The sequence below is a fragment of the Streptomyces thermodiastaticus genome, from assembly GCF_014656135.1.
Taxonomy (GTDB): Bacteria; Actinomycetota; Actinomycetes; order Streptomycetales; family Streptomycetaceae; genus Streptomyces; species Streptomyces thermodiastaticus.
In genome coordinates, this window is the sequence record NZ_BNBV01000008.1 from 21,246 (window position 1) to 39,681 (window position 18,436).

The window sequence follows — 18,436 nt, forward strand, 5'->3', positions numbered from 1 at the left end:
GCGGTGGCGCCGTCGCCCGGGGGTCAGCCGAGCGGTGCCATGGCGCCGGACCAGATGGTGTAGGGCACGCTGTGGGCGGGCGTGCCGGCCAGGCCCTTCAGCGGCAGCGGCTCCAGCGACTCGGCCAGATCCATGCGGTAGACGACGACCGCCGTGGACACCGATCCGGCGGTGCCCGCGTACCAGGCGGCGGTGTCGTCGTCGGTGGTGCCCGGCTTGCCGGCCACCCGGGTGCCCTGGGGTGCGGCGCCGGGGTGGGCGAGGGCGAAGGAGTCGGCGAGCGCGTCGGTGACCTGCCGGGCCACCCGCGCGTCCACGGCGCGGCGCGACGCCGGGGCGTCCAGCCGCACCGCGGAGCCGTTGCGGGTGATCCGGCGCACCGAGTACGGCTCGGTGTGCGTGCCGTCGGCGGCGAAGGTGGCGTAGCCGCTGGCCATGCGGATGGCGCTGGGGGTGGAGCTGCCCGTGGACAGCGCGGGCACCTGCGGGCCCATGCTGGAGGCGAGCAGTCCGCAGGCCACGGCGGTCTGCTTGACCTTGTCCAGGCCGGTGTCCATGCCCAGCTGCATGAACGGGGTGTTCACCGAGTGCGCGAGCGCCTCTCGCAGGGTGATCTTCCCCCAGTCCTTCCCGTCGTCGTTGTGGGCGGCGACCTTGCGGCCGCTGCGGTCCCAGTAGGGGCCCTCGGGGGTGGTGACGGGCACGCCGTCGTCGCCGTCGTAGACGGTGTCCGGGCCGACCTGCGAGCGGGGCACGTCCCGTTTCTTGACGACGCCGTGCTGCAGGCCGGCGGCGTACACGAACGGCTGGAAGGCCGAACCGGATGGCACGGTGGTGGCGTTGGACTCGTTGAAGCCCTGCTTGCGGTGGTCGGGGCCGCCGTAGACGGCGAGGATGCGGCCGTCGGCGGCCACGGAAGCGGCACCGTAGTGAGCGGTCTTCGCCAGGCCGGGCTCGTCGGCCTGTGCCTTCTTGCGGGCGGCGGTGACGGCCTTGGTGAGGGTGTCCTCCCGGGTCCGGTCGAAGGTCGTGTAGATCTGGTAGCCGCCCAGGTCGAAGTCCTTGTCGGACAGGTGCGCGGCCTTCTTGGCGTACTGCGCGGCGAGTTCGACCAGGTAGTCGCTCTGCTGGCCGGTGTCGTACAGCGGGTTGCTCTTCAGCGGCTCGGGGAACGTGGTGTACGTCGCGCGTTCCTGCGGGGAGAGCTTGCCTATCGCGACCATGCGGTCGAGGATCCAGTTCCACCGCTCCACGGCGCGCTGGTGGTTGGCCTTGCTCAGCGTCGGGTCGTACAGCCCGGCGCCCTTGAGCAGCGAGGCGAGGAACGCCGCCTCGCTGGTGGTGAGTTCACCGACGTCCTTGCCGTAGTAGGCCTGCGCGGCGCGCTGGATGCCGTAGGTGCCGCGGCCGAACCAGCTGGTGTTCAGATAGCCCTCCAGGATCTCGTCCTTGCTCATCGCGTTGTCGAGCTTCAGGGCGATCATCGCCTCGGTGAACTTGCGGGTGAGGGTGCGGTTCTGGTTCAGGTAGACGTTCTTGACGTACTGCTGGGTGATGGTGGAGCCGCCCTCGGTGTCGCCCCGGCCGAGGGTGCGCCACAGGGCGCGGGTGATGCCTTTGAAGGAGATGCCGGGGTCGGTGTAGAAGGTCTCGTTCTCCGCGGCGAGGACCGCCCAGCGCACGTTCGGCGGGATGTCCTTCAGCGGCATGGCCTGGCGCTGCACCCAGCCGGTGCGGGCCATCGGCGTGCCGTCCGACCAGAAGTAGACGTTGTCCTGCTGGGTGGCGTAGCTGTTGAGGTTCTTCGGGATGTCCGTGGCGGCGTAGGCGATGACCACGAACAGGCCGGTGAGACCTATGGCGCCGAGGACTCCGCCCAGCCACTGCCGCCACGAGGGCAGCCAGCGGCGCCAGCCGGTGCGGCCCGGCCGCGGGTAGGCGGGTTTCAGCTTGCGGGCGTACGGCGCGAGCACGGCGGCGAGCGGGGCCAGGCGCCGCGCCAGCGGGGTCAGCGCCCGGCCGGGCCGGCCGGCCGGGCGGGGGCGGTGGGCTGCGCGGCGGCACGGCGGCGCTTTCCGCGCCGGGCCGAGCCCGCAGGCCGGCCGCGGACCGAGGAGGCGCCGGACGGGCGGAGGGCACGCAGCTGCATGGTCTCGTCGGGGCGCGGGGCGCCCGATTCCTCCGGTGCCGCCGCGTCGGGCCCGGCCGCCGGGCCGGAACCGCCGGGCTTGCGCAGGGCGGCGACGTTCAGCCGCATCGTCTCGTCCGCCGGCAGCCCGGGGGACCCGCGACCCGGTATGCCGTCGTGTTCGCCGGCCCGGAGATCCTCTCCCGGAAGGCTCTCCTCCTGCCTTGGTTCGGTCACGACCGCGTCTCCCTCCGCACTCCGTGTTGCTCGCGCGGGTCGACACAGCCGCCGCGGACGCGGCCGCCAGCCCCCCTGCTCCCAGCCGCTTCCCGGCCCTCGCGGCTACACAAAATTATCAGCCGTCTTTTCACTTTCTCCGCAGGAGAACGGGACAGAACCGAACACTCGAGGTGCGCATCGGGCTGTGGGCCCGGTCACGGCCGTTAATCTGGCCTCATGCCTCGCTACGAGTACCGGTGCCGCAGTTGCGGTGACACGTTCGAACTGAGCCGCCCCATGGCCGAGTCCGGCGCTCCGGCGACCTGCCCCGCCGGGCACGACGACACGGTGAAGCTGCTGTCCACGGTCGCGGTCGGCGGCACCGCCTCCCCGGCCTCCGCGCCCTCGTCCCGGGGCGGCGGGGGCGGCTGCTGCGGCGGTGGCTGCTGCGGCGGCTGACCGGCCGTCACAGCCGCCGGTGCGCCCGGACGGCACCGGCCGCGCGCCCTACCGGTGCGCCCGGGCGGCCCACAGGAACTCCCGCACGATCCGCTCCCCGGCCAGCACCCCGCGCTCGGGCAGCGCGGTGACGCCCGGTGCCGTCCAGCCGGTGCCGGCCAGTTCGCCGTGGCCGGGACGCCAGGCGCGGTCCGCGGCCAGCAGCAGATCGGCGTCCAGCAGCGAGTCGCCCGCGCCGAGCACCGGCCCGGCGCCGGTGCGGCGGGCCACCTCGCGGACGGCGGCGCTCTTGGTGAGCGGCTGCGGCACGGCGTAGACCTTGCGGCCCTGCAGCGAGACCGTCCAGCCGCGCTCCTCCGCCCACACGCCGAGGTCCTTCACCCAGGTCTCGGGCACCCGTTCCCGGTCGACGACCAGATAGACGAACAGATCCTCGGCCACCCGGTGGGCGCGCACCCACTCCGGGCCGGCGGTGCGCAGCAGATGCTCGCGGACCTCGGCGAGCGGCGCGCACCGGGCGGCCAGCAGCTCGCGCACCTGCCGGTGCCAGCCGGGGTCGGACTCCCCGTCCACCAGCAGATGGCCGCCGTTGGCGCACACCGCGTACCGCGGCGCCGGGCCCGGCAGAAGGATCCGCCGGTACTGGGCGCGTGTGCGGGTCGTCGTCGGCACGAACACCGCCGTGCCGGCCAGCTCCCGCAGCAGCCGCGCGGCGGTCTCGGTCAGGTACGACAGCGGCTTGCCCTCGTACAGCTCCACGCACAGCAGCCGGGGCGCCGGGGGTGCCTCACCGGCGGGCGCGTCCGGCCCGGGCAGCTGGAGGGCCGCGGCCGAGTAGATGAGCGTCCGGTCCAGATCGCTCGCCACCAGCGCCGGCATCAGCGGGTCACCGCCCGGCCGTCGGCACCGGTCGCCCCGCGCGTGTAGCGGGGGTGGATCAGCCCGACACAGGAGTACGGCAGGCCGTCGACCTCCCGCACCGGGACCCCGCGCTGCTCGGCCAGCAGCCGGATGTGGTCCAGTTCCCGGCCGGCGCCCGTGCGGGCCAGGATCTGCCACGGCACCCGGCGCAGCAGCACCCGGGTGGTCTCGCCCACGCCCGGCTTGACGAGGTTGACGTCGTGGATGCCGTACTCCTCGCTGATCCGCTCCACCGCGGCCCAGCCCGCCCAGGTGGGGGTGCGGTCGGAGGACAGCAGCTCCTTGGCGGCCGCCCCGGCGGCGTCCGCGACCTCGGCGAAGCGGTCCGCGACGGTGTCCAGGAAGAGGTTCGAGACGTCGGCGTCCGCCAGATCCCGGTAGAACTTGGCGCCGTGGAAGTCGTGCGGTCCGACCAGGTCCGCGCGCAGCACGGTGCGCGAGACCAGCCCGGAGACGGTGGAGTTGAGGCAGGCGGAGGGGATGAGGAAGTCGTCCCGGGTGCCGTAGGCGCGCACGCACGAGCCCGGGTCGGCGAGCACCGCGATCTGGGGGTCGAAGCCGGTGATGCCCGTCTCGCGTTCGAAGTCCCGCAGCGCCTGGACGAGTTCGCGGGTGATGGCGCCCTTGCCGGTCCAGCCGTCCACGAAGACGACGTCGGCCGGGTCGTGGTGGGCGGCCAGCCAGCGCAGCGCGTTGGCGTCGATGCCGCGGCCGCGCACGATCGACACCGCGTAGTGCGGCAGGTCCAGGCCGTGCCGGAAGCGGGCCCAGCGGCGCATCAGGATCCCGACCGGGACGCCGGCCCGGGCCAGCGACACCAGCACGGGCCGCGGGGAGCGCTCGGCGAGGACGGTCTCGGTGACCGTGCCGACCGCCAGGGCGAGCCGGTCCGCGCAGGCGGCCAGGGCGCTGTGGAACAGCCGCTGGTACTCCTCGGTGGGCTGGTACTCCACCGGCAGCGACTCGGCGTAGTGCGCACCGCCGTTCTGGATCGCCTCCTCGCGCTCCTCGGTCGGGGCCTCCAGCGTCACCTCGGACAGGTCCTGCAGCAGCCAGCCGACCTCCTCGGGTGCGTAGGAGGAGAACGCGGGGCCGCGCAGGGGATCGGGCAGCGAGGCGGCGTCCTTCCGGGAGGCGCGGGGGCGCTGTGCGGCGGCGGGGACGTAGGAGGGCACCACGGCCAGCAGCACGTGCGGGATGTGCGCGGCCAGCCGGGCGAGCAGCCCGTCGGGGGCGTGCAGGTGCGGGGTGTCGGCGACCGAGTCGACCACCGCGACGACGGCGTCGAAGCCGGCGCCGGCCACGTTGTAGGCGTAGCGTTCCCCTGGCCCGTCGGACGGGTCGTCGTGCGCGGGGAAGGCCAGGCGGGTGCGGATGGCGTACCCGGGGTCGTCGACCGCGAGGACGGGCGAGCGCGTGGTGGTCGAGTAGCGCACCTCGGCGTCCAGGGTCCGCTCCAGCTCCCGGGCGAGCCGCAGCGGCGCGTACATCAGTTCCTCGAAGCCCAGCACCAGCACCCGCCGGGAGTGTGCGGGCAGCGCCCCGGCCACCCGGGCGGCCATCGCGGGCAGCGCCCGCTCCAGCCGCTCGCGGTGTTCCGGCCGGAACCCGTGCCGCCCGCCGTCCGGGAGCCCCTGCGGCCAGCCCAGGTCGACACGGACCGGCGTCGCGGGGCCGCCGGGAGCCGTCGCCCGGGCCACGGCCGCGCTCTCGCGGTCGTACCGGGCGAGCAGGTCCCGGCCGCGGGCCAGCACGTCCTCGGGCAGGCGGACCGTGCCCGAGGCGGTCGCGACCAGGTCGACGCGGGCGCCGGTCTCCCGGGCGAAGTCCTCCAGGCGGGCGGCGTCGTCCGCGGAGCGGGTGTCGGCCAGGGCGACCACCACATAGCGCCGGCGCGGATGGCGCTCGTGCAGCGCGCGGATGGTGTTCAGCACCGTGTTCCCGGTGGAGAACTCGTCGTCCACCAGCACCAGCGGGCCGTCGCCGGCCAGCAGCGCGGGATCCTCCGGCAGCAGCAGATGGGAGGTGGCGTGCGAGTGGGACTCCTCGAAGCCGCCGGCCGGGGCGACGCCGGGGACGGCACGGCGCGTGGAGTGCAGATACGGCACGGGGCCCAGGCCGTCGGCGACCGAGTGGCCCAGGCCGGTCGCCGTCTCGGCGTACCCCAGGACCACCGCCGCGGCCACCTCCTCGGCGCTCAGCAGGTCGCGCACCCGGCGGCCCAGCGCCACCCCGTGGTCGTGGACCACGGACGGCGACTGCGGGACATGCTTGCCCAGCACGTTCGACACCAGCAGATGCGCCCGCCGGGGGTTGCGGCGCAGGGCCAGCCCCAGCAGCCGCTTCAGTTCCGCGTCGCCGGTCAGCTCCACGCCGAGCCGCTCGGCGACCCAGCTGCCGGACCAGACGTGGTCGTTGACGTCGTCGTTCATGCGTTCCCTGTGATGAGTGGGCGTGCGGGTGAAGGGCTGCCGGGCGGCGCCGGTGCGGGGTGCCGGTCGTCGGCCGTCGTCATCGGGCGGGCGGCGGGTCACTCGGGTGTGCCCGCGGCGAGCAGGTCCACGAAGCCGACGTCCTCCCGGGCGACACCGAAGGCCTCGGCGCGCAGCAGGATCCTTTCAGCCCAGGCGCGGTGCGGCTTCACCTCGTTCATCTTGTTCGTGTACGCCGACCGCAGCACGCCCCCGCCGCCGTGCTCCGGCCGCAGGATGTCCACGGCGTCGCTGAACTCCTCGTGGCTGACCACCGACAGCGCGTGGACCGGCAGGACGTGGGTGGGGTGGATGCAGGTCTTGCCGAGCAGCCCGTTGGCCTGGTCCAGGGAGATCTCCCGCAGCAGCCCGTCCATGGCCCGCTCGATCAGCCGGTCGCGCAGCTCGGCCGCCTGCACCTCGACGAACGGGGACTGCCGCAGCTGGGGTTTGAACATGCGGGTGCGCCTGCCGAAGTACTCCCACACCGGCCCGGTGACGGTGAAGCCGGTGCCGTCGGTCCGGCCCAGCATGTTGACCACGTCGGCGATCACGGAGGCGACGACCTGTATGTCGTAGGCCGTCATGTCCGGGGATCTGCGCAGCCCGTAGGAGGAGCAGAAGTCGGTCACGCCCAGGCGCAGCGCCAGCACCCGGTCCCGGTACTTGTCGACGGCGCGGTAGATGCCCTCCAGGGTCTCCACCCGGGTCTCCCGGTAGAGCAGTTCGGGCGACTCCAGGACCGGCATGGCGAACAGCCTCCGCCCGCTTCCCGTCTCGGCCTCCTGCACCGCCTCCAGGAACGGCAGGCCGCGTTCCTCGGTGAACTTCGGCAGCACGAAACCGGACAGCAGCCGCACCGCCGGTCCCAGACGCCGCACCAGGCCGGTGATCTGCTCCGGGGCGCGCACCCGTACGAACAGCAGCGGCACCGGTGCCGCGGCCCCGGCCTCGCTGCGGGCGGTGAGGTCCGTGAGCTGCGTGACGAGGTTCTCCTCGGCCCGGGGCACGTCCGCGTCGTCGATGGAGTCCTCCAGGCACAGCACCATCGACACCACGCCCCGCGCGGCCTGTCTGAGGATGTCGTCGGCCAGGCGCGGCCGGGTGGCCGGGCTGTAGAGGGTGGCCCCCAGGACCGCGGAGAGCAGCCTGGCCGGGGAGTCGGCGGTGAACTCCGCCGGCTCCTGGTGGAACAGACGCTTCCGCACCTCAGGGCTGAGGTGGCCGAAGTGACGCATGGGACTCCCCCGTGGTGATGCCTCGGCCTGGCGCCGGTGCCGGCGAGGAGAAAGGTGGCCGGTAATAGTACGTAGGAGCCGGTGTCCGCGGTTCCCACGGGGCATGAAGTGCGGGTGACCGGTACACATCGGACGGGGCCGGGCGCCACGGCGCCCCAGCGTTGTCGTGATCAGGCCCGAGCAGGCAGGATGATCGCATGACGCACGCGATGCTGAAGGGGTCGAACGTCCCGCTGGAGGCCGCCACGGTGCGGGCCGTCGTGCGCTGGACGCCGCACACGGGAGTGCCGGACGTCGACGCCTCGGCCCTGCTGCTCGGCCCCGACGGCCGGGTGCGCTCCGACCAGGACTTCGTCTTCTACAACCAGCCGCGGCATCCCTCCGGGAAGGTGTGGCGGCTCGGCAAGCGGCAGGGCGCCGAGGGCCTGACCGACACGATCCAGGCGGATCTCGCCGGCGTCGAGCCGGACGTCGGACGGATCCTGCTGGTCGCCTCCACGGACGACGTCGCCTTCGACCGCGTCACCGACCTGCGCATCGAGCTGTACGACGCATCGCTCGCCGATGCCGAGCCGCTGGCGTCCTTCGACGTCAAGCCCGAGACCGGCCAGGAGACGGCGCTGATCTGCGGCGAGCTGTACCGGCGCGGCGAGGGCTGGAAGTTCCGGGCGCTGGGCGAGGGCTACTCCGACGGGCTCAAGGGCCTGGCGGCGGACTACGGGATCTCGGTGGACGAGACCGAGGAGGGCACCGCCGACACCGACGGCGGATCCTCCGGCGTGCCCGCCGTCTCCGCCACGGCACCGACGGTGGCGCAGCCGCTGCCTCCGGAGCAGCCGGTACCGGCTCCGGACCAGTCGCTGCCGCCCGAGCAGCCGGCCCCGGACCAGGCACTGCCGCCCGAGCAGCCGGTTCCGGCGACTCCGGTGACGCAGCCTGCCTACGGGTATCCGCATCCGGCGCAGGCCTATCCGCAGCCGCAGCCCGCGGCGGCCGCCGCGGGGACGGGGTACGGCTATCCCCAGCCTGTGGCGGGTCCCCCGGACCCCGGGTTCAGGCTGCCGCCGATGGGGCCGCAGTTCATCGGGCGCTGAGCCCGGCACGGGCCGCGACCGCCGGGGGCCGCAGGACGCCTACGCCTTCGTCTTGTAGCCCCGCCCCCACTGCAGGCCCCACCCGTACAGGCGGTCCAGTTCGGCCTGGAAGCCGTAGACGAACTTCACCTCGCGGCGGATGATGATCTCGCCCTTGACGTTCTCGATCAGGACCACCGCGCAGGAGCGCGCCTGGGGCTGGCGCTCGTCGAGGCCGATCTTGATGCGCGGGCCGGCGCTCGGGTAGAGCGTGACGACCGCGTGGGTGCGGTCGAAGGCGGGCGTCTGGTCGTAGATGTAGACGAAGACCAGCAGCCGCTTGAAGTCGTCGCGGTGGTCGAGGTTGATGTGCATCGTCTCACCGGAGCCCGAACCGAACCGGTCGTCTCCGCTGAGCTTGACGTACGGCGGCGCGTTGACGTCACCGAGGAAGCCGCCGAGCGGCTGGACGACGCCCTTGGTGCCGTCGGCCAGCTCGTACAGGCAGCCGAGGTCGAGGTCGACGTTGACCATGGACTGGCTGTGCCCGATGACCTCCGGCGGTTTCAGCGCCTTGAGAGGGTGCCGCAGCAGGCTCTCCCGCGCGGGGCCGCCGATGTCGGAGGAGCGCATCTGCCAGGTGAGGTTGATGCGCAGATGCCCGGAGGCCGCGCCCTGCTTGGTCAGCGACACCTGACGGTGCCGTTTGGTCAGCTCGATGGCGCTGGACGCGGCGTTGCCCGAGTCGAACGCGGCGGCGCGCCCGCCCAGAAGACCGTCGAAGAGTCCCATGTCCCGCCCCTGCCTTCACCGCTCTCGCCGTCCGCCGACGTACCGGACCGGGCGGCCGGCCCAGGTCGGGGGCCGGCCGCCCGTGGGTAAGCGTTCCTCGCCCCGTGGCCGGTCACACCCCGCGCGGGCACCCCGCCCGTGTGCCACCGGCCACGTCGGCGAAGGGCCTACAGCGGCGCGGAGACCTCGGCCTTCTCCCCGGAGCCGGCCGCTCGCGCCTCGGCGGCGGCCAGGGCGCGGTTGCGGCGGACGGAGGAGAGGAAGGACCAGGCGATCAGGATCACGCCGACCAGGCCGGTGATCACCTCGTTGATCTGGTACTGGATGGTGACCATTAGGATCACCGCCAGGGCGCCGATGGCGTAGTGGGCGCCGTGCTCCAGGTAGACGTAGTCGTCCAGGGTGCCCTGGCGGACCAGGTAGACCGTCAGGGAGCGGACGTACATCGCGCCGATGCCGAGGCCGAGGGCCATGAGCACGATGTCGTTGGTGATGGCGAAGGCGCCGATGACACCGTCGAAGGAGAAGGAGGCGTCCAGGACCTCCAGGTAGAGGAACATGAAGAAGGCGGCCTGGCCGGCCAGCTTCACCGCCGAGCGCGGCTTGCCGCTGCGGGCGGCGGCTTCCTCCTCCTCGTGCTCGCGTTCCTCCTCTTCCTCCAGCCGGTCCTCGAAGTAGCCGGACAGGCCGCCGACGACCATGTAGGTGATCAGGCCCGCGATGCCGGCGATGAGCACCGTCTGCGCCTTGTCGACGTGCGCGCCGCCGTGCTGGTGGGCGTGGGTGGCGACGGTGAAGGAGGCGATCAGCAGGACGATCAGCGAGATGCAGACCGACAGCATGTCGACCTTGCCGAGCTTGGCCAGCGGCCGCTCGATCCAGCGCAGCCACTGGATGTCCCGTTCCTCGAAGATGAAGTCCAGGAAGATCATCAGCAGGAACATGCCGCCGAACGCCGCGATCGCCGGATGGGCGTCGGTCACCAGCTCCTGATAGCGGTCCTTGTTGTTGATCGCCAGGTCGACGGCCTCGACGGGCCCCATCTTGGCGCTGATGGCGACGATGACGACGGGAAAGACCAGGCGCATCCCGAAGACGGCGATCAGCACACCGACGGTGAGGAAGATCTTCTGCCAGAAGGCATTCATCTTCTTCAGGATCCCGGCGTTGACCACCGCGTTGTCGAACGACAGGGAGATCTCCAGAACGGCGAGGATCGCCACCACGCCGAAGGCGGTCCACCCCCCGTAGAAGGCTGCCGCGACCAGGCCGAGTGCGGTGATCACGAACGACCAACCGAAGGTTTTCAGAAGCACTGGCTACCCAATCCGTATCCGCACGGGGGCTCCCCCGTCGCCGTACCCGGCTTTACGAAACATTGACTCCGAAGTCTAGAGCGATACCGCGCAGACCGGAGGCGTACCCCTGTCCCACGGCCCGGAACTTCCACTCTCCGTGATAGCGATACAGCTCACCGAAGATCATCGCGGTTTCGGTGGAGGCGTCCTCGCTGAGGTCGTAGCGGGCGAGCTCCTGGCCGTCGGCCTGGTTGACGACACGGATGAAGGCGTTGGCGACCTGCCCGAAGGTCTGGCCGCGCTCGTCGGCCATGTGGATCGAGACCGTGAAGACGATCTTTTCGCAGCGCGGCGGCACCTTGGTGAGGTCCACCAGGATCGATTCGTCGTCGCCCTCGCCCTCACCGGTGAGGTTGTCGCCGGTGTGCTCCACCGAGCCGTCGGGACTCTTGAGCTGGTTGTAGAAGACGAACCACTCGTCGCCCAGGACCCGGTTGTCCGCCGAGCACAGCAGTGCGCTGGCGTCCAGGTCGAAGGGTGCGCCGGTGGTGGAGCGCGCGTCCCAGCCGAGTCCGACCATCACATTGGTCAGATCGGGTGCGGCCTTGGACAGGGAGACATTGCCTCCCTTGGCGAGCGTGACGCCCATGTTCTGGTCCCTCCCCGGGATGGTGCCGGTCGTGGTCGTGCGCTCCCCCAGCGGTGCACCGTCCGGCGCCGCGCGGACGGACACGCGGCGCCGGACGGTGGTGAGGCGCGAGGGTGCGGGTGCACGGGCTCAGACGTTGACGCCGAAGTCCTGCGCGATGCCACGCAGGCCGGAGGCGTAGCCCTGGCCGATGGCGCGGAACTTCCACTCCGCACCGTGGCGGTACACCTCGCCGAAGACCATGGCGGTCTCGGTGGAGGCGTCCTCGCTGAGGTCGTAGCGGGCGATCTCCTGCCCGTTGGCCTGGTTGACCACGCGGATGAACGCGTTGCGGACCTGGCCGAAGGACTGCTGGCGGTTCTCGGCGTCGTAGATGGACACAGGGAAGACGATCTTGTCGACCTCGGCCGGGACGGCGGCGAGGTTCACCTTGATCTGCTCGTCGTCGCCCTCGCCCTCACCGGTGAGGTTGTCGCCGGTGTGCTCCACCGAGCCGTCGGGGCTCTTGAGGTTGTTGAAGAAGACGAAGTGCTGGTCGCTGACGACCTTGCCGGAGTTGTTGAGCAGCAGCGCGCTGGCGTCGAGGTCGAAGTCGGTGCCGGTCGTGGTGCGGACGTCCCACCCCAGACCGACGACGATGGCGGTGAGGCCGGGTGCCTCCTTCGTCAGTGATACATTGCCGCCCTTGCTGAGGCTGACTCCCACGAGTCCTCCATCTGTGTCCGGGGGCGGGGAGCCCCGTCGTCGTGCATCGGATATGGGATCAACGTGTCGATCCTAGTGACGGGTTCCCGCCCCCGGCAGGCCTCGCGAGCCGACACGTCGAAGGTGTCGGCGCACCGGCTCAGAGGGTTTCGAGCGCCTTGACGTAGTCGTTCAGGTCCCGCGCGTCCGGCAGGTCGTTGACCACCGTCCAGCGCACGACGCCCTCCTTGTCGATGATGAAGGTCCCGCGCACGGCGCAACCCTTGTCCTCGTCGAAGACGCCGTAGGCGCGCGAGACGTTGCCGTGCGGCCAGAAATCGCTCAGCAGCGGGTACTCCAGGTTCTCCTGCTCGGCGAAGACGCGCAGGGTGTGGATGGAGTCGTTGGAGACGGCGAGCAGCTGGGTGTCGTCGTTGACGAACGTCGGCAGGTTGTCGCGCAGGGCGCACAGCTCACCGGTGCACACGCCGGTGAAGGCGAACGGGTAGAAGAGCAGCACCACGTTCTTCTCGCCGCGGAAGTCGGACAGCTTCACTGTGCGGCCGTGGTTGTCCTTGAGCTCGAAGTCGGGGGCCTTGTCGCCGGCCTGGATCGCCATCGTCCTGATCTTCCCTTCTGCGGGACTGTTCGGGTGAGATCCACCCTACGCAGCCGCCGGCGGGCCCCCGCGCACGCCCCGTCCCCGGCCGGCTCACGCAGCGTGCGGAGAGGGCGGCCCGCCGCACGAGCGGCGCGGCCCGGTGAGGGAACGCGAGCGGCCCCGTGGCAGGCGAGCGCCCTGCCCGGGCACGGGGACGCACCCCGTGCCCGGACGGGCCGCGGGCGCACCGGGGCCGCGGGCGCATCGAAGCCGCGGGCGCACCGGGGCCGCGGAGGGCCGCCGGGCGCGAAGGCCGGTGTCCGGGCCGGCCCGGCCTACTTCTTGGACTTGGCCGCCTTGGGGGTCGCCAGCCGGCTCGCGGTCCAGTCCTTGCCGACGCTGAAGCTCTTGCTGGCCGTCAGGCCCGCCGTCGTCGCGGCTTCGGAGATGTCGCTCGGCTCCACGTATCCCTCGCGGCCCGTCTTCGGGGTGAGGAGCAGGATGGCGCCACCCTCATCGACGTAGGTGGTGGCGTCGACCAGCGCGTCCGTCAGGTCGCCGTCCTCGTCGCGGAACCACAGCACCACGGCGTCGGCCACGTCGTCGTAGTCCTCGTCGACCAGCTCGCCGCCGATCGCGTCCTCGATGGCCTCGCGGAGCTCCTGGTCGACGTCGTCGTCGTAGCCGATCTCCTGGACCACCTGCCCGGGCCGGAACCCCAGCCTGGCGGCCGGGTTCGTCCGCTCCTCCGCGTGGTCCGCGGTCGCGCTCACGGGTTGCCTCCTGATGGTGTTGCGATATGAGTCTTCAGCCACGCGCGTGCGCGAAGCATTGGCCGTAGTCCACACGGGCGGGCCGGATCGCGCAAGTACCCGGCGGTCCGGGCCGCCGAAACGGTGACGTTCCCGGCAGTGCCGCCGCAACTCCTGACACGGTATCCCGATCAGCCGTGATGCACACCACACTCTTTTGCCCGGTTTTGTGTGTTCGACCCCCTGCAGCGGGCAGACATCGGGGACGATTCACCCCACTACTCCCGGGTACAGATGACGTTCTCCACGACACAGGTACACGATGGGGAACGACACGGACACAGTCCGGCGAACCGGCCGAACCCCATGGAACACGCGGGATCACCGCGAAAAGAGCCCGAAAGAGCCCATAAACGCCGCATATATGTCAGCCCTTCTGACAGGTGAGGATCAGCGTGGCTTCCGGATCCGATCGAAACCCGATCATCATTGGCGGCCTGCCGAGTCAGGTTCCTGACTTCGACCCCGAGGAGACCCAGGAGTGGCTCGCCTCGCTCGACGCCGCCGTCGACGAGCGAGGCCGGGAGCGGGCCCGCTACCTCATGCTCCGGCTGATCGAACGCGCCCGCGAGCGGCGCGTGGCCGTGCCGGAGATGCGCAGCACCGACTACGTCAACACGATCCCGACCGCGAACGAGCCGTTCTTCCCGGGCAACGAGGAGATCGAGCGCAAGATCCTCAACGCCACCCGCTGGAACGCCGCGGTGATGGTCTCCCGCGCCCAGCGCCCGGGCATCGGCGTCGGCGGCCACATCGCCACCTTCGCCTCCTCCGCCTCCCTCTACGACGTCGGCTTCAACCACTTCTTCCGCGGCAAAGACGACGGCCGCGGCGGCGACCAGGTCTTCTTCCAGGGGCACGCCTCGCCGGGCATCTACGCGCGCGCCTATCTGCTGGACCGGCTCACCGAGCAGCACCTGGACGGCTTCCGCCAGGAGAAGTCCAAGGCGCCCTTCGGGCTGTCCAGCTATCCGCACCCGCGCTCGATGCCGGACTTCTGGGAGTTCCCCACGGTCTCCATGGGCCTCGGCCCGATCGCGGCGATCTACCAGGCCCGGATGAACCGGTACATGCACGCGCGCGGCATCGCCGACACCTCCGGCTCGCACGTGTGGGCCTTCCTCGGCGACGGCGAGATGGACGAGCCGGAGGCGCTGGGCCAGCTGACCCTCGCGGCCCGCGAGGGCCTGGACAACCTCACCTTCGTGGTCAACTGCAATCTGCAGCGCCTGGACGGCCCGGTGCGCGGCAACGGCAAGATCATCCAGGAGCTGGAGTCGGTCTTCCGCGGCGCCGGCTGGAACGTGATCAAGCTGATCTGGGACCGCACCTGGGACCCGCTGCTCGCCCAGGACCGCGACGGGGTGCTGGTCAACAAGATGAACACCACCCCGGACGGCGCCTTCCAGACCTACGCCACGGAGTCCGGCGCCTACATCCGCGAGCACTTCTTCGGCGACGACCACCGGCTGCGCAAGATGGTCGAGCACATGACCGACCAGCAGATCCTGCACCTGGGCCGCGGCGGTCACGACCACCGGAAGATCTACGCGGCCTACAAGGCGGCCCTGGAGCACAAGGGGCAGCCGACGGTCATCCTGGCCAAGACGGTCAAGGGCTGGACGCTGGGCCCGAACTTCGAGGGCCGCAACGCCACCCACCAGATGAAGAAGCTGACGGTCGACGACCTCAAGCACTTCCGGGACCGGCTGCACCTGCCGATCTCCGACCGGGCGCTGGAATCCGGCCCGCCGCCGTACTACCACCCGGGCCGGGACAGCGACGAGATCCAGTACATGCACGACCGCCGCAAGCAGCTGGGCGGCTATGTGCCGACCCGGATCGTGCGCGCCAAGCCGCTCGCCCTGCCGGACGAGGCGGCCTACGCGACCGTGAAGAAGGGCTCGGGCCAGCAGGCCGTCGCCACCACCATGGCCTTCGTCAGGCTGCTGAAGGACCTCATGCGGGACAAGGAGATCGGGCGGCGGTTCGTGCTGATCGCGCCGGACGAGTACCGCACGTTCGGCATGGACTCCTTCTTCCCGAGCGCGAAGATCTACAACCCGCTGGGCCAGCAGTACGAGTCGGTGGACCGCGATCTGCTGCTCGCCTACAAGGAGTCGCCGACCGGCCAGATGCTGCACGACGGCATCTCCGAGGCGGGCTGCATGGCCTCCACGATCGCGGCGGGCTCGGCGTACGCCACGCACGGCGAGCCGCTGATCCCGGTGTACGTCTTCTACTCGATGTTCGGTTTCCAGCGCACCGGCGATCAGTTCTGGCAGATGGCCGACCAGCTGGCGCGCGGATTCGTCCTTGGTGCGACCGCGGGCCGTACGACCCTGACCGGAGAGGGGCTGCAGCACGCCGACGGCCACTCCCAGCTGCTCGCCTCCACCAACCCGGCGTGCGTGGCGTACGACCCGGCGTACGCCTACGAGATCGCGCACATCGTGCAGGACGGCCTGCGCCGGATGTACGGCGGCGAGGACGTGAACCCGGGCCACCCGCACGGGGAGGACGTCTTCTACTACCTCACCGTCTACAACGAGCCGATCCGGCAGCCCGCCGAGCCGGCCGACGTCGACGTCGAGGGCATCCTCAAGGGCCTGCACCGCATCAGCGCGGGCACCGCCGGACAGCTCCCGGCGCAGATCCTGGCCTCGGGCGTGGCGGTGCCGTGGGCGCTGGACGCGCAGCGGATCCTCGCCGAGGAGTGGGACGTCCGGGCGGACGTGTGGTCGGCGACCTCGTGGAACGAGCTGCGTCGCGAGGCGGTGGCCTGCGAGGAGCACAATCTGCTGCACCCGGAGGAGGAGCAGCGGGTGCCGTGGGTGACGCGGAAGCTGAGCGGTGCCGAGGGTCCGTTCGTGGCCGTGTCCGACTGGATGCGTTCGGTGCCGGACCAGATCGCCCGCTGGGTGCCGGGCCCGTATCAGTCGCTGGGGGCCGACGGCTTCGGCTTCGCCGACACCCGGGCGGCGGCGCGGCGGTACTTCCACATCGACGCGGAGTCGATCGTGGTGGCGGTGCTGACGGAGCTGGCCCGCCTGGGCAAGGTCGACCGGTCGGTGCTCAAGCAGGCCGTCGACCGCTACCGGCTGCTCGACGTGACGGCCGTGCGCCCGACGGCGTGACCGCCGGGCCGGCGGTGCTCACGCGGGACGGCTCCAAGCGCGCGGTCCGCGCGCCTCGCACGCCCCGGCGCGAGACGGCTGCGGCGCGCCGCTCCCCTCCCGCGGCGCGCCGCAGCGTCGGGCCCCGCCCCTGCGCAGGGCCTGACTCACTGTGACCTGTGACGTACGGGAAAGGTGAGCGGTCCCGGGCGCCGTCACCCTGATAGGCGAACACGCCCGGGACCGTGCGCGCGGCGCGCGGCCTCAGATGATTCAGATGTGGCCGACGCCCGCGCCCGCCTCGGCGTTCTCCCCCCGCTTGGTCAGCAGGGCGACCAGCACGGCCACGGCCGCCACTCCGGCGGCGACCAGCGAGGCGAGGCTCATCCCGGAGATGAAGGTGTCGTGGGCGACGGTGGTGATCTTCGCGGCGATCGCCGCGGGCACGCCCTCGGGCACCGGTGCGGCGCCGACCTGGACGGCCTCGGAGGCCTGGTGGGCCTGTTCGGAGGTGAGCGGCGGCAGTCCGGCGTCCTTCCAGTTGCCGGCCAGCTCGTGGTCCACCCTGGAGGCCATCACGGCGCCCAGTACGGCCGTCCCCAGGCTGCCGCCGACCTGCATGGCCGACTGCTGCAGACCGCCGGCCACACCGGACAGCTCCAGCGGCGCGTTGCCGACGATGACCTCGGTGGCACCGACCATGACGGGCGCGAGGCCCAGACCGAGCACCACGAACCAGATCGCCATGGTGCCGCCGCCCGTGTCCGCCTGGAGCGTGGAGATGCCGTACATGGCGACCGCGGTGGCGGCCATGCCGCAGGCCAGCGGGATGCGCGGCCCCAGCTTCGTGATCAGGACACCGGCCAGCGGCGAGGCGACGATCATCACGCCGGTCAGCGGCAGCAGATGCATGCCCGCGTCGACCGGGCTCATCCCGTGGACGTTCTGCAGGTAGAAGGTGACGAAGAACAGGCCGCCCATGAACGCGATGGCCATCAGGATCATCAGCACCACGCCCGCGGACAGCGGCACCGACCGGAACAGCGCCAGCGGGATCAGCGGCTCGCGCACCTTGGTCTCCCAGAAGGAGAACACGGCGAAGCCCGCGACGGAGGCGGCGATGAAGGTCCAGGTCAGCCCGTCGCCCCAGCCCCACTCGGGAGCCTTGATCAGGGCCCACACCAGGCAGAACATCGCGGCGGACAGCAGCACGATGCCGAGGACGTCGAAGGAGCGCGGCGCCTTCTCGGCACGGTGGTCGAGCAGGAAGAGCAGGCCCAGGATCAGGGCGAGGGCGCCGACGGGCACGTTGATGAAGAACACCGACTGCCAGCTGACGTGCTCGACGAGGACACCGCCGAGGATCGGGCCGCCCGCGGTGGAGGCGCCGATGACCATGCCCCAGATGCCGAGGGCCAGGTTCAGCCTCTCGGCCGAGAAGGTGGCCCGCAGCAGGCCGAGCGCGGCCGGCATCAGCAGCGCGCCGAACAGGCCCTGGAAGACACGGAAGGTGATGACCATGCCGATGCTGTCCGACAGGCCGATGGCGCCCGAGGCGGCGGCAAAGCCCGTGACGCCGATGAGGAAGGTCTGCCGGTGTCCGAACCGGTCACCGAGCTTGCCCGCGGTGATCAGGGAGACCGCGAGGGCGAGGAAGTAGGCGTTGGTGATCCATTGCAGCTGGGCGAGGCTGGCGTGCAGGTCCTGCCCGATGGCCGGGTTGGCGATGGCGACGATGGTGCCGTCCAGGGCCACCACCATGACCCCTACGGCGACGGCGAACAGGGTGATCCAGGGGTGCCCGCGCAGCCCCTTGGCCGGCGCCGCTTCCGGCAGGGCTGCTGCGCCGTCCCCGGGCCCTGTCGTGTCGATGGTGGTCTGACTAGTCATACGTTCGAGGCTAATGTCAGTCGCTGACATGAGACAATCCAATTCACCTGTCGGTAACTGACACGTCGTGCTCCTATAGGCTGAA

General features: G+C 71.3%; 14 protein-coding genes and 1 pseudogene. 3 read left to right on the plus strand and 12 right to left on the minus strand.

The window, feature by feature from the left end; genetic code table 11:
- Positions 1 to 23 precede the first annotated feature (23 nt).
- A pseudogene (locus tag IE286_RS10145) lies at positions 24 to 1,997 on the minus strand (transglycosylase domain-containing protein); the annotation flags it as partial.
- 11 nt (positions 1,998 to 2,008) lie between these two features.
- Entirely contained in the window at positions 2,009 to 2,365 is a 357-nt protein-coding gene (locus tag IE286_RS27135) for a hypothetical protein (RefSeq protein WP_229862244.1), read from the minus strand.
- 219 nt (positions 2,366 to 2,584) lie between these two features.
- Between IE286_RS27135 and IE286_RS10150 the strand changes: the two genes are divergently transcribed.
- Positions 2,585 to 2,806, plus strand: coding sequence for an FmdB family zinc ribbon protein (locus IE286_RS10150; protein ID WP_125497562.1), 222 nt, complete (start codon positions 2,585 to 2,587; stop codon positions 2,804 to 2,806).
- Positions 2,807 to 2,854: 48 nt separating this feature from the next.
- On the opposite strand, the gene IE286_RS10155 is transcribed toward IE286_RS10150, so the two are convergent.
- The 3 genes from IE286_RS10155 to IE286_RS10165 form a co-directional block, all read right to left on the minus strand.
- Positions 2,855 to 3,685 carry an HAD family hydrolase gene (locus IE286_RS10155; protein WP_189796312.1) on the minus strand — a complete coding sequence of 277 codons (831 nt, stop codon included), beginning with the start codon at positions 3,683 to 3,685 and terminating at the stop codon, positions 2,855 to 2,857.
- Positions 3,685 to 6,159 carry a phosphoribosyltransferase gene (locus IE286_RS10160; protein ID WP_189796313.1) on the minus strand — a complete coding sequence of 825 codons (2,475 nt, stop codon included), beginning with the start codon at positions 6,157 to 6,159 and terminating at the stop codon, positions 3,685 to 3,687. Before IE286_RS10160 ends, IE286_RS10155 begins: the two co-directional genes overlap by 1 nt.
- A 98-nt stretch (positions 6,160 to 6,257) precedes the next feature.
- Positions 6,258 to 7,436 carry an HpcH/HpaI aldolase/citrate lyase family protein gene (locus IE286_RS10165; RefSeq protein ID WP_189796314.1) on the minus strand — a complete coding sequence of 393 codons (1,179 nt, stop codon included), beginning with the start codon at positions 7,434 to 7,436 and terminating at the stop codon, positions 6,258 to 6,260.
- 197 nt (positions 7,437 to 7,633) lie between these two features.
- Between IE286_RS10165 and IE286_RS10170 the strand changes: the two genes are divergently transcribed.
- Positions 7,634 to 8,530 (plus strand): TerD family protein, encoded by an 897-nt coding sequence (locus IE286_RS10170; RefSeq protein ID WP_189796315.1) that lies wholly within the window; start codon positions 7,634 to 7,636, stop codon positions 8,528 to 8,530.
- Between the two features lie 39 nt (positions 8,531 to 8,569).
- Here IE286_RS10170 and IE286_RS10175 read toward each other — a convergent pair whose 3' ends face one another.
- The 6 genes from IE286_RS10175 to IE286_RS10200 form a co-directional block, all read right to left on the minus strand.
- A complete protein-coding gene (locus IE286_RS10175; RefSeq protein WP_189796316.1) occupies positions 8,570 to 9,301 on the minus strand; it encodes a TerD family protein in 732 nt (243 codons plus the stop codon).
- Between the two features lie 167 nt (positions 9,302 to 9,468).
- Entirely contained in the window at positions 9,469 to 10,617 is a 1,149-nt protein-coding gene (locus IE286_RS10180) for a DUF475 domain-containing protein (RefSeq protein ID WP_189796317.1), read from the minus strand.
- Between the two features lie 52 nt (positions 10,618 to 10,669).
- Complete coding sequence (locus tag IE286_RS10185; protein WP_189796452.1) at positions 10,670 to 11,248, minus strand: TerD family protein; 579 nt, start codon at positions 11,246 to 11,248, stop codon at positions 10,670 to 10,672.
- A gap of 129 nt (positions 11,249 to 11,377) precedes the next feature.
- Entirely contained in the window at positions 11,378 to 11,953 is a 576-nt protein-coding gene (locus IE286_RS10190) for a TerD family protein (RefSeq protein ID WP_189796318.1), read from the minus strand.
- A gap of 139 nt (positions 11,954 to 12,092) precedes the next feature.
- Positions 12,093 to 12,551: a peroxiredoxin gene (locus IE286_RS10195; protein ID WP_189796319.1), complete on the minus strand. Its 459-nt coding sequence runs from the start codon at positions 12,549 to 12,551 to the stop codon at positions 12,093 to 12,095.
- Positions 12,552 to 12,868: 317 nt separating this feature from the next.
- Positions 12,869 to 13,306, minus strand: coding sequence for a DUF3052 domain-containing protein (locus tag IE286_RS10200; RefSeq protein WP_189796320.1), 438 nt, complete (start codon positions 13,304 to 13,306; stop codon positions 12,869 to 12,871).
- 434 nt (positions 13,307 to 13,740) lie between these two features.
- Here IE286_RS10200 and aceE point away from each other — a divergent pair, with 434 nt between their 5' ends.
- Positions 13,741 to 16,482, plus strand: a complete 2,742-nt coding sequence (gene aceE, locus IE286_RS10205) for a pyruvate dehydrogenase (acetyl-transferring), homodimeric type (RefSeq protein ID WP_189796321.1) — start codon at positions 13,741 to 13,743, stop codon at positions 16,480 to 16,482.
- A gap of 252 nt (positions 16,483 to 16,734) precedes the next feature.
- On the opposite strand, the gene IE286_RS10210 is transcribed toward aceE, so the two are convergent.
- Positions 16,735 to 18,351: an MFS transporter gene (locus IE286_RS10210; RefSeq protein ID WP_189796322.1), complete on the minus strand. Its 1,617-nt coding sequence runs from the start codon at positions 18,349 to 18,351 to the stop codon at positions 16,735 to 16,737.
- Positions 18,352 to 18,436 lie beyond the last annotated feature (85 nt).

Coding starts and splice junctions, on each gene's coding strand:
- IE286_RS10150 (WP_125497562.1), top strand. CDS start 2,585: ATGCCTCGCTACGAGTACCGGTGCCGCAGTTGCGGTGACACGTTCGAA.
- IE286_RS10155 (WP_189796312.1), bottom strand. CDS start 3,685: ATGCCGGCGCTGGTGGCGAGCGATCTGGACCGGACGCTCATCTACTCG.
- IE286_RS10160 (WP_189796313.1), bottom strand. CDS start 6,159: ATGAACGACGACGTCAACGACCACGTCTGGTCCGGCAGCTGGGTCGCC.
- IE286_RS10165 (WP_189796314.1), bottom strand. CDS start 7,436: ATGCGTCACTTCGGCCACCTCAGCCCTGAGGTGCGGAAGCGTCTGTTC.
- IE286_RS10170 (WP_189796315.1), top strand. CDS start 7,634: ATGACGCACGCGATGCTGAAGGGGTCGAACGTCCCGCTGGAGGCCGCC.
- IE286_RS10175 (WP_189796316.1), bottom strand. CDS start 9,301: ATGGGACTCTTCGACGGTCTTCTGGGCGGGCGCGCCGCCGCGTTCGAC.
- IE286_RS10185 (WP_189796452.1), bottom strand. CDS start 11,248: ATGGGCGTCACGCTCGCCAAGGGAGGCAATGTCTCCCTGTCCAAGGCC.
- IE286_RS10195 (WP_189796319.1), bottom strand. CDS start 12,551: ATGGCGATCCAGGCCGGCGACAAGGCCCCCGACTTCGAGCTCAAGGAC.
- IE286_RS10210 (WP_189796322.1), bottom strand. CDS start 18,351: ATGACTAGTCAGACCACCATCGACACGACAGGGCCCGGGGACGGCGCA.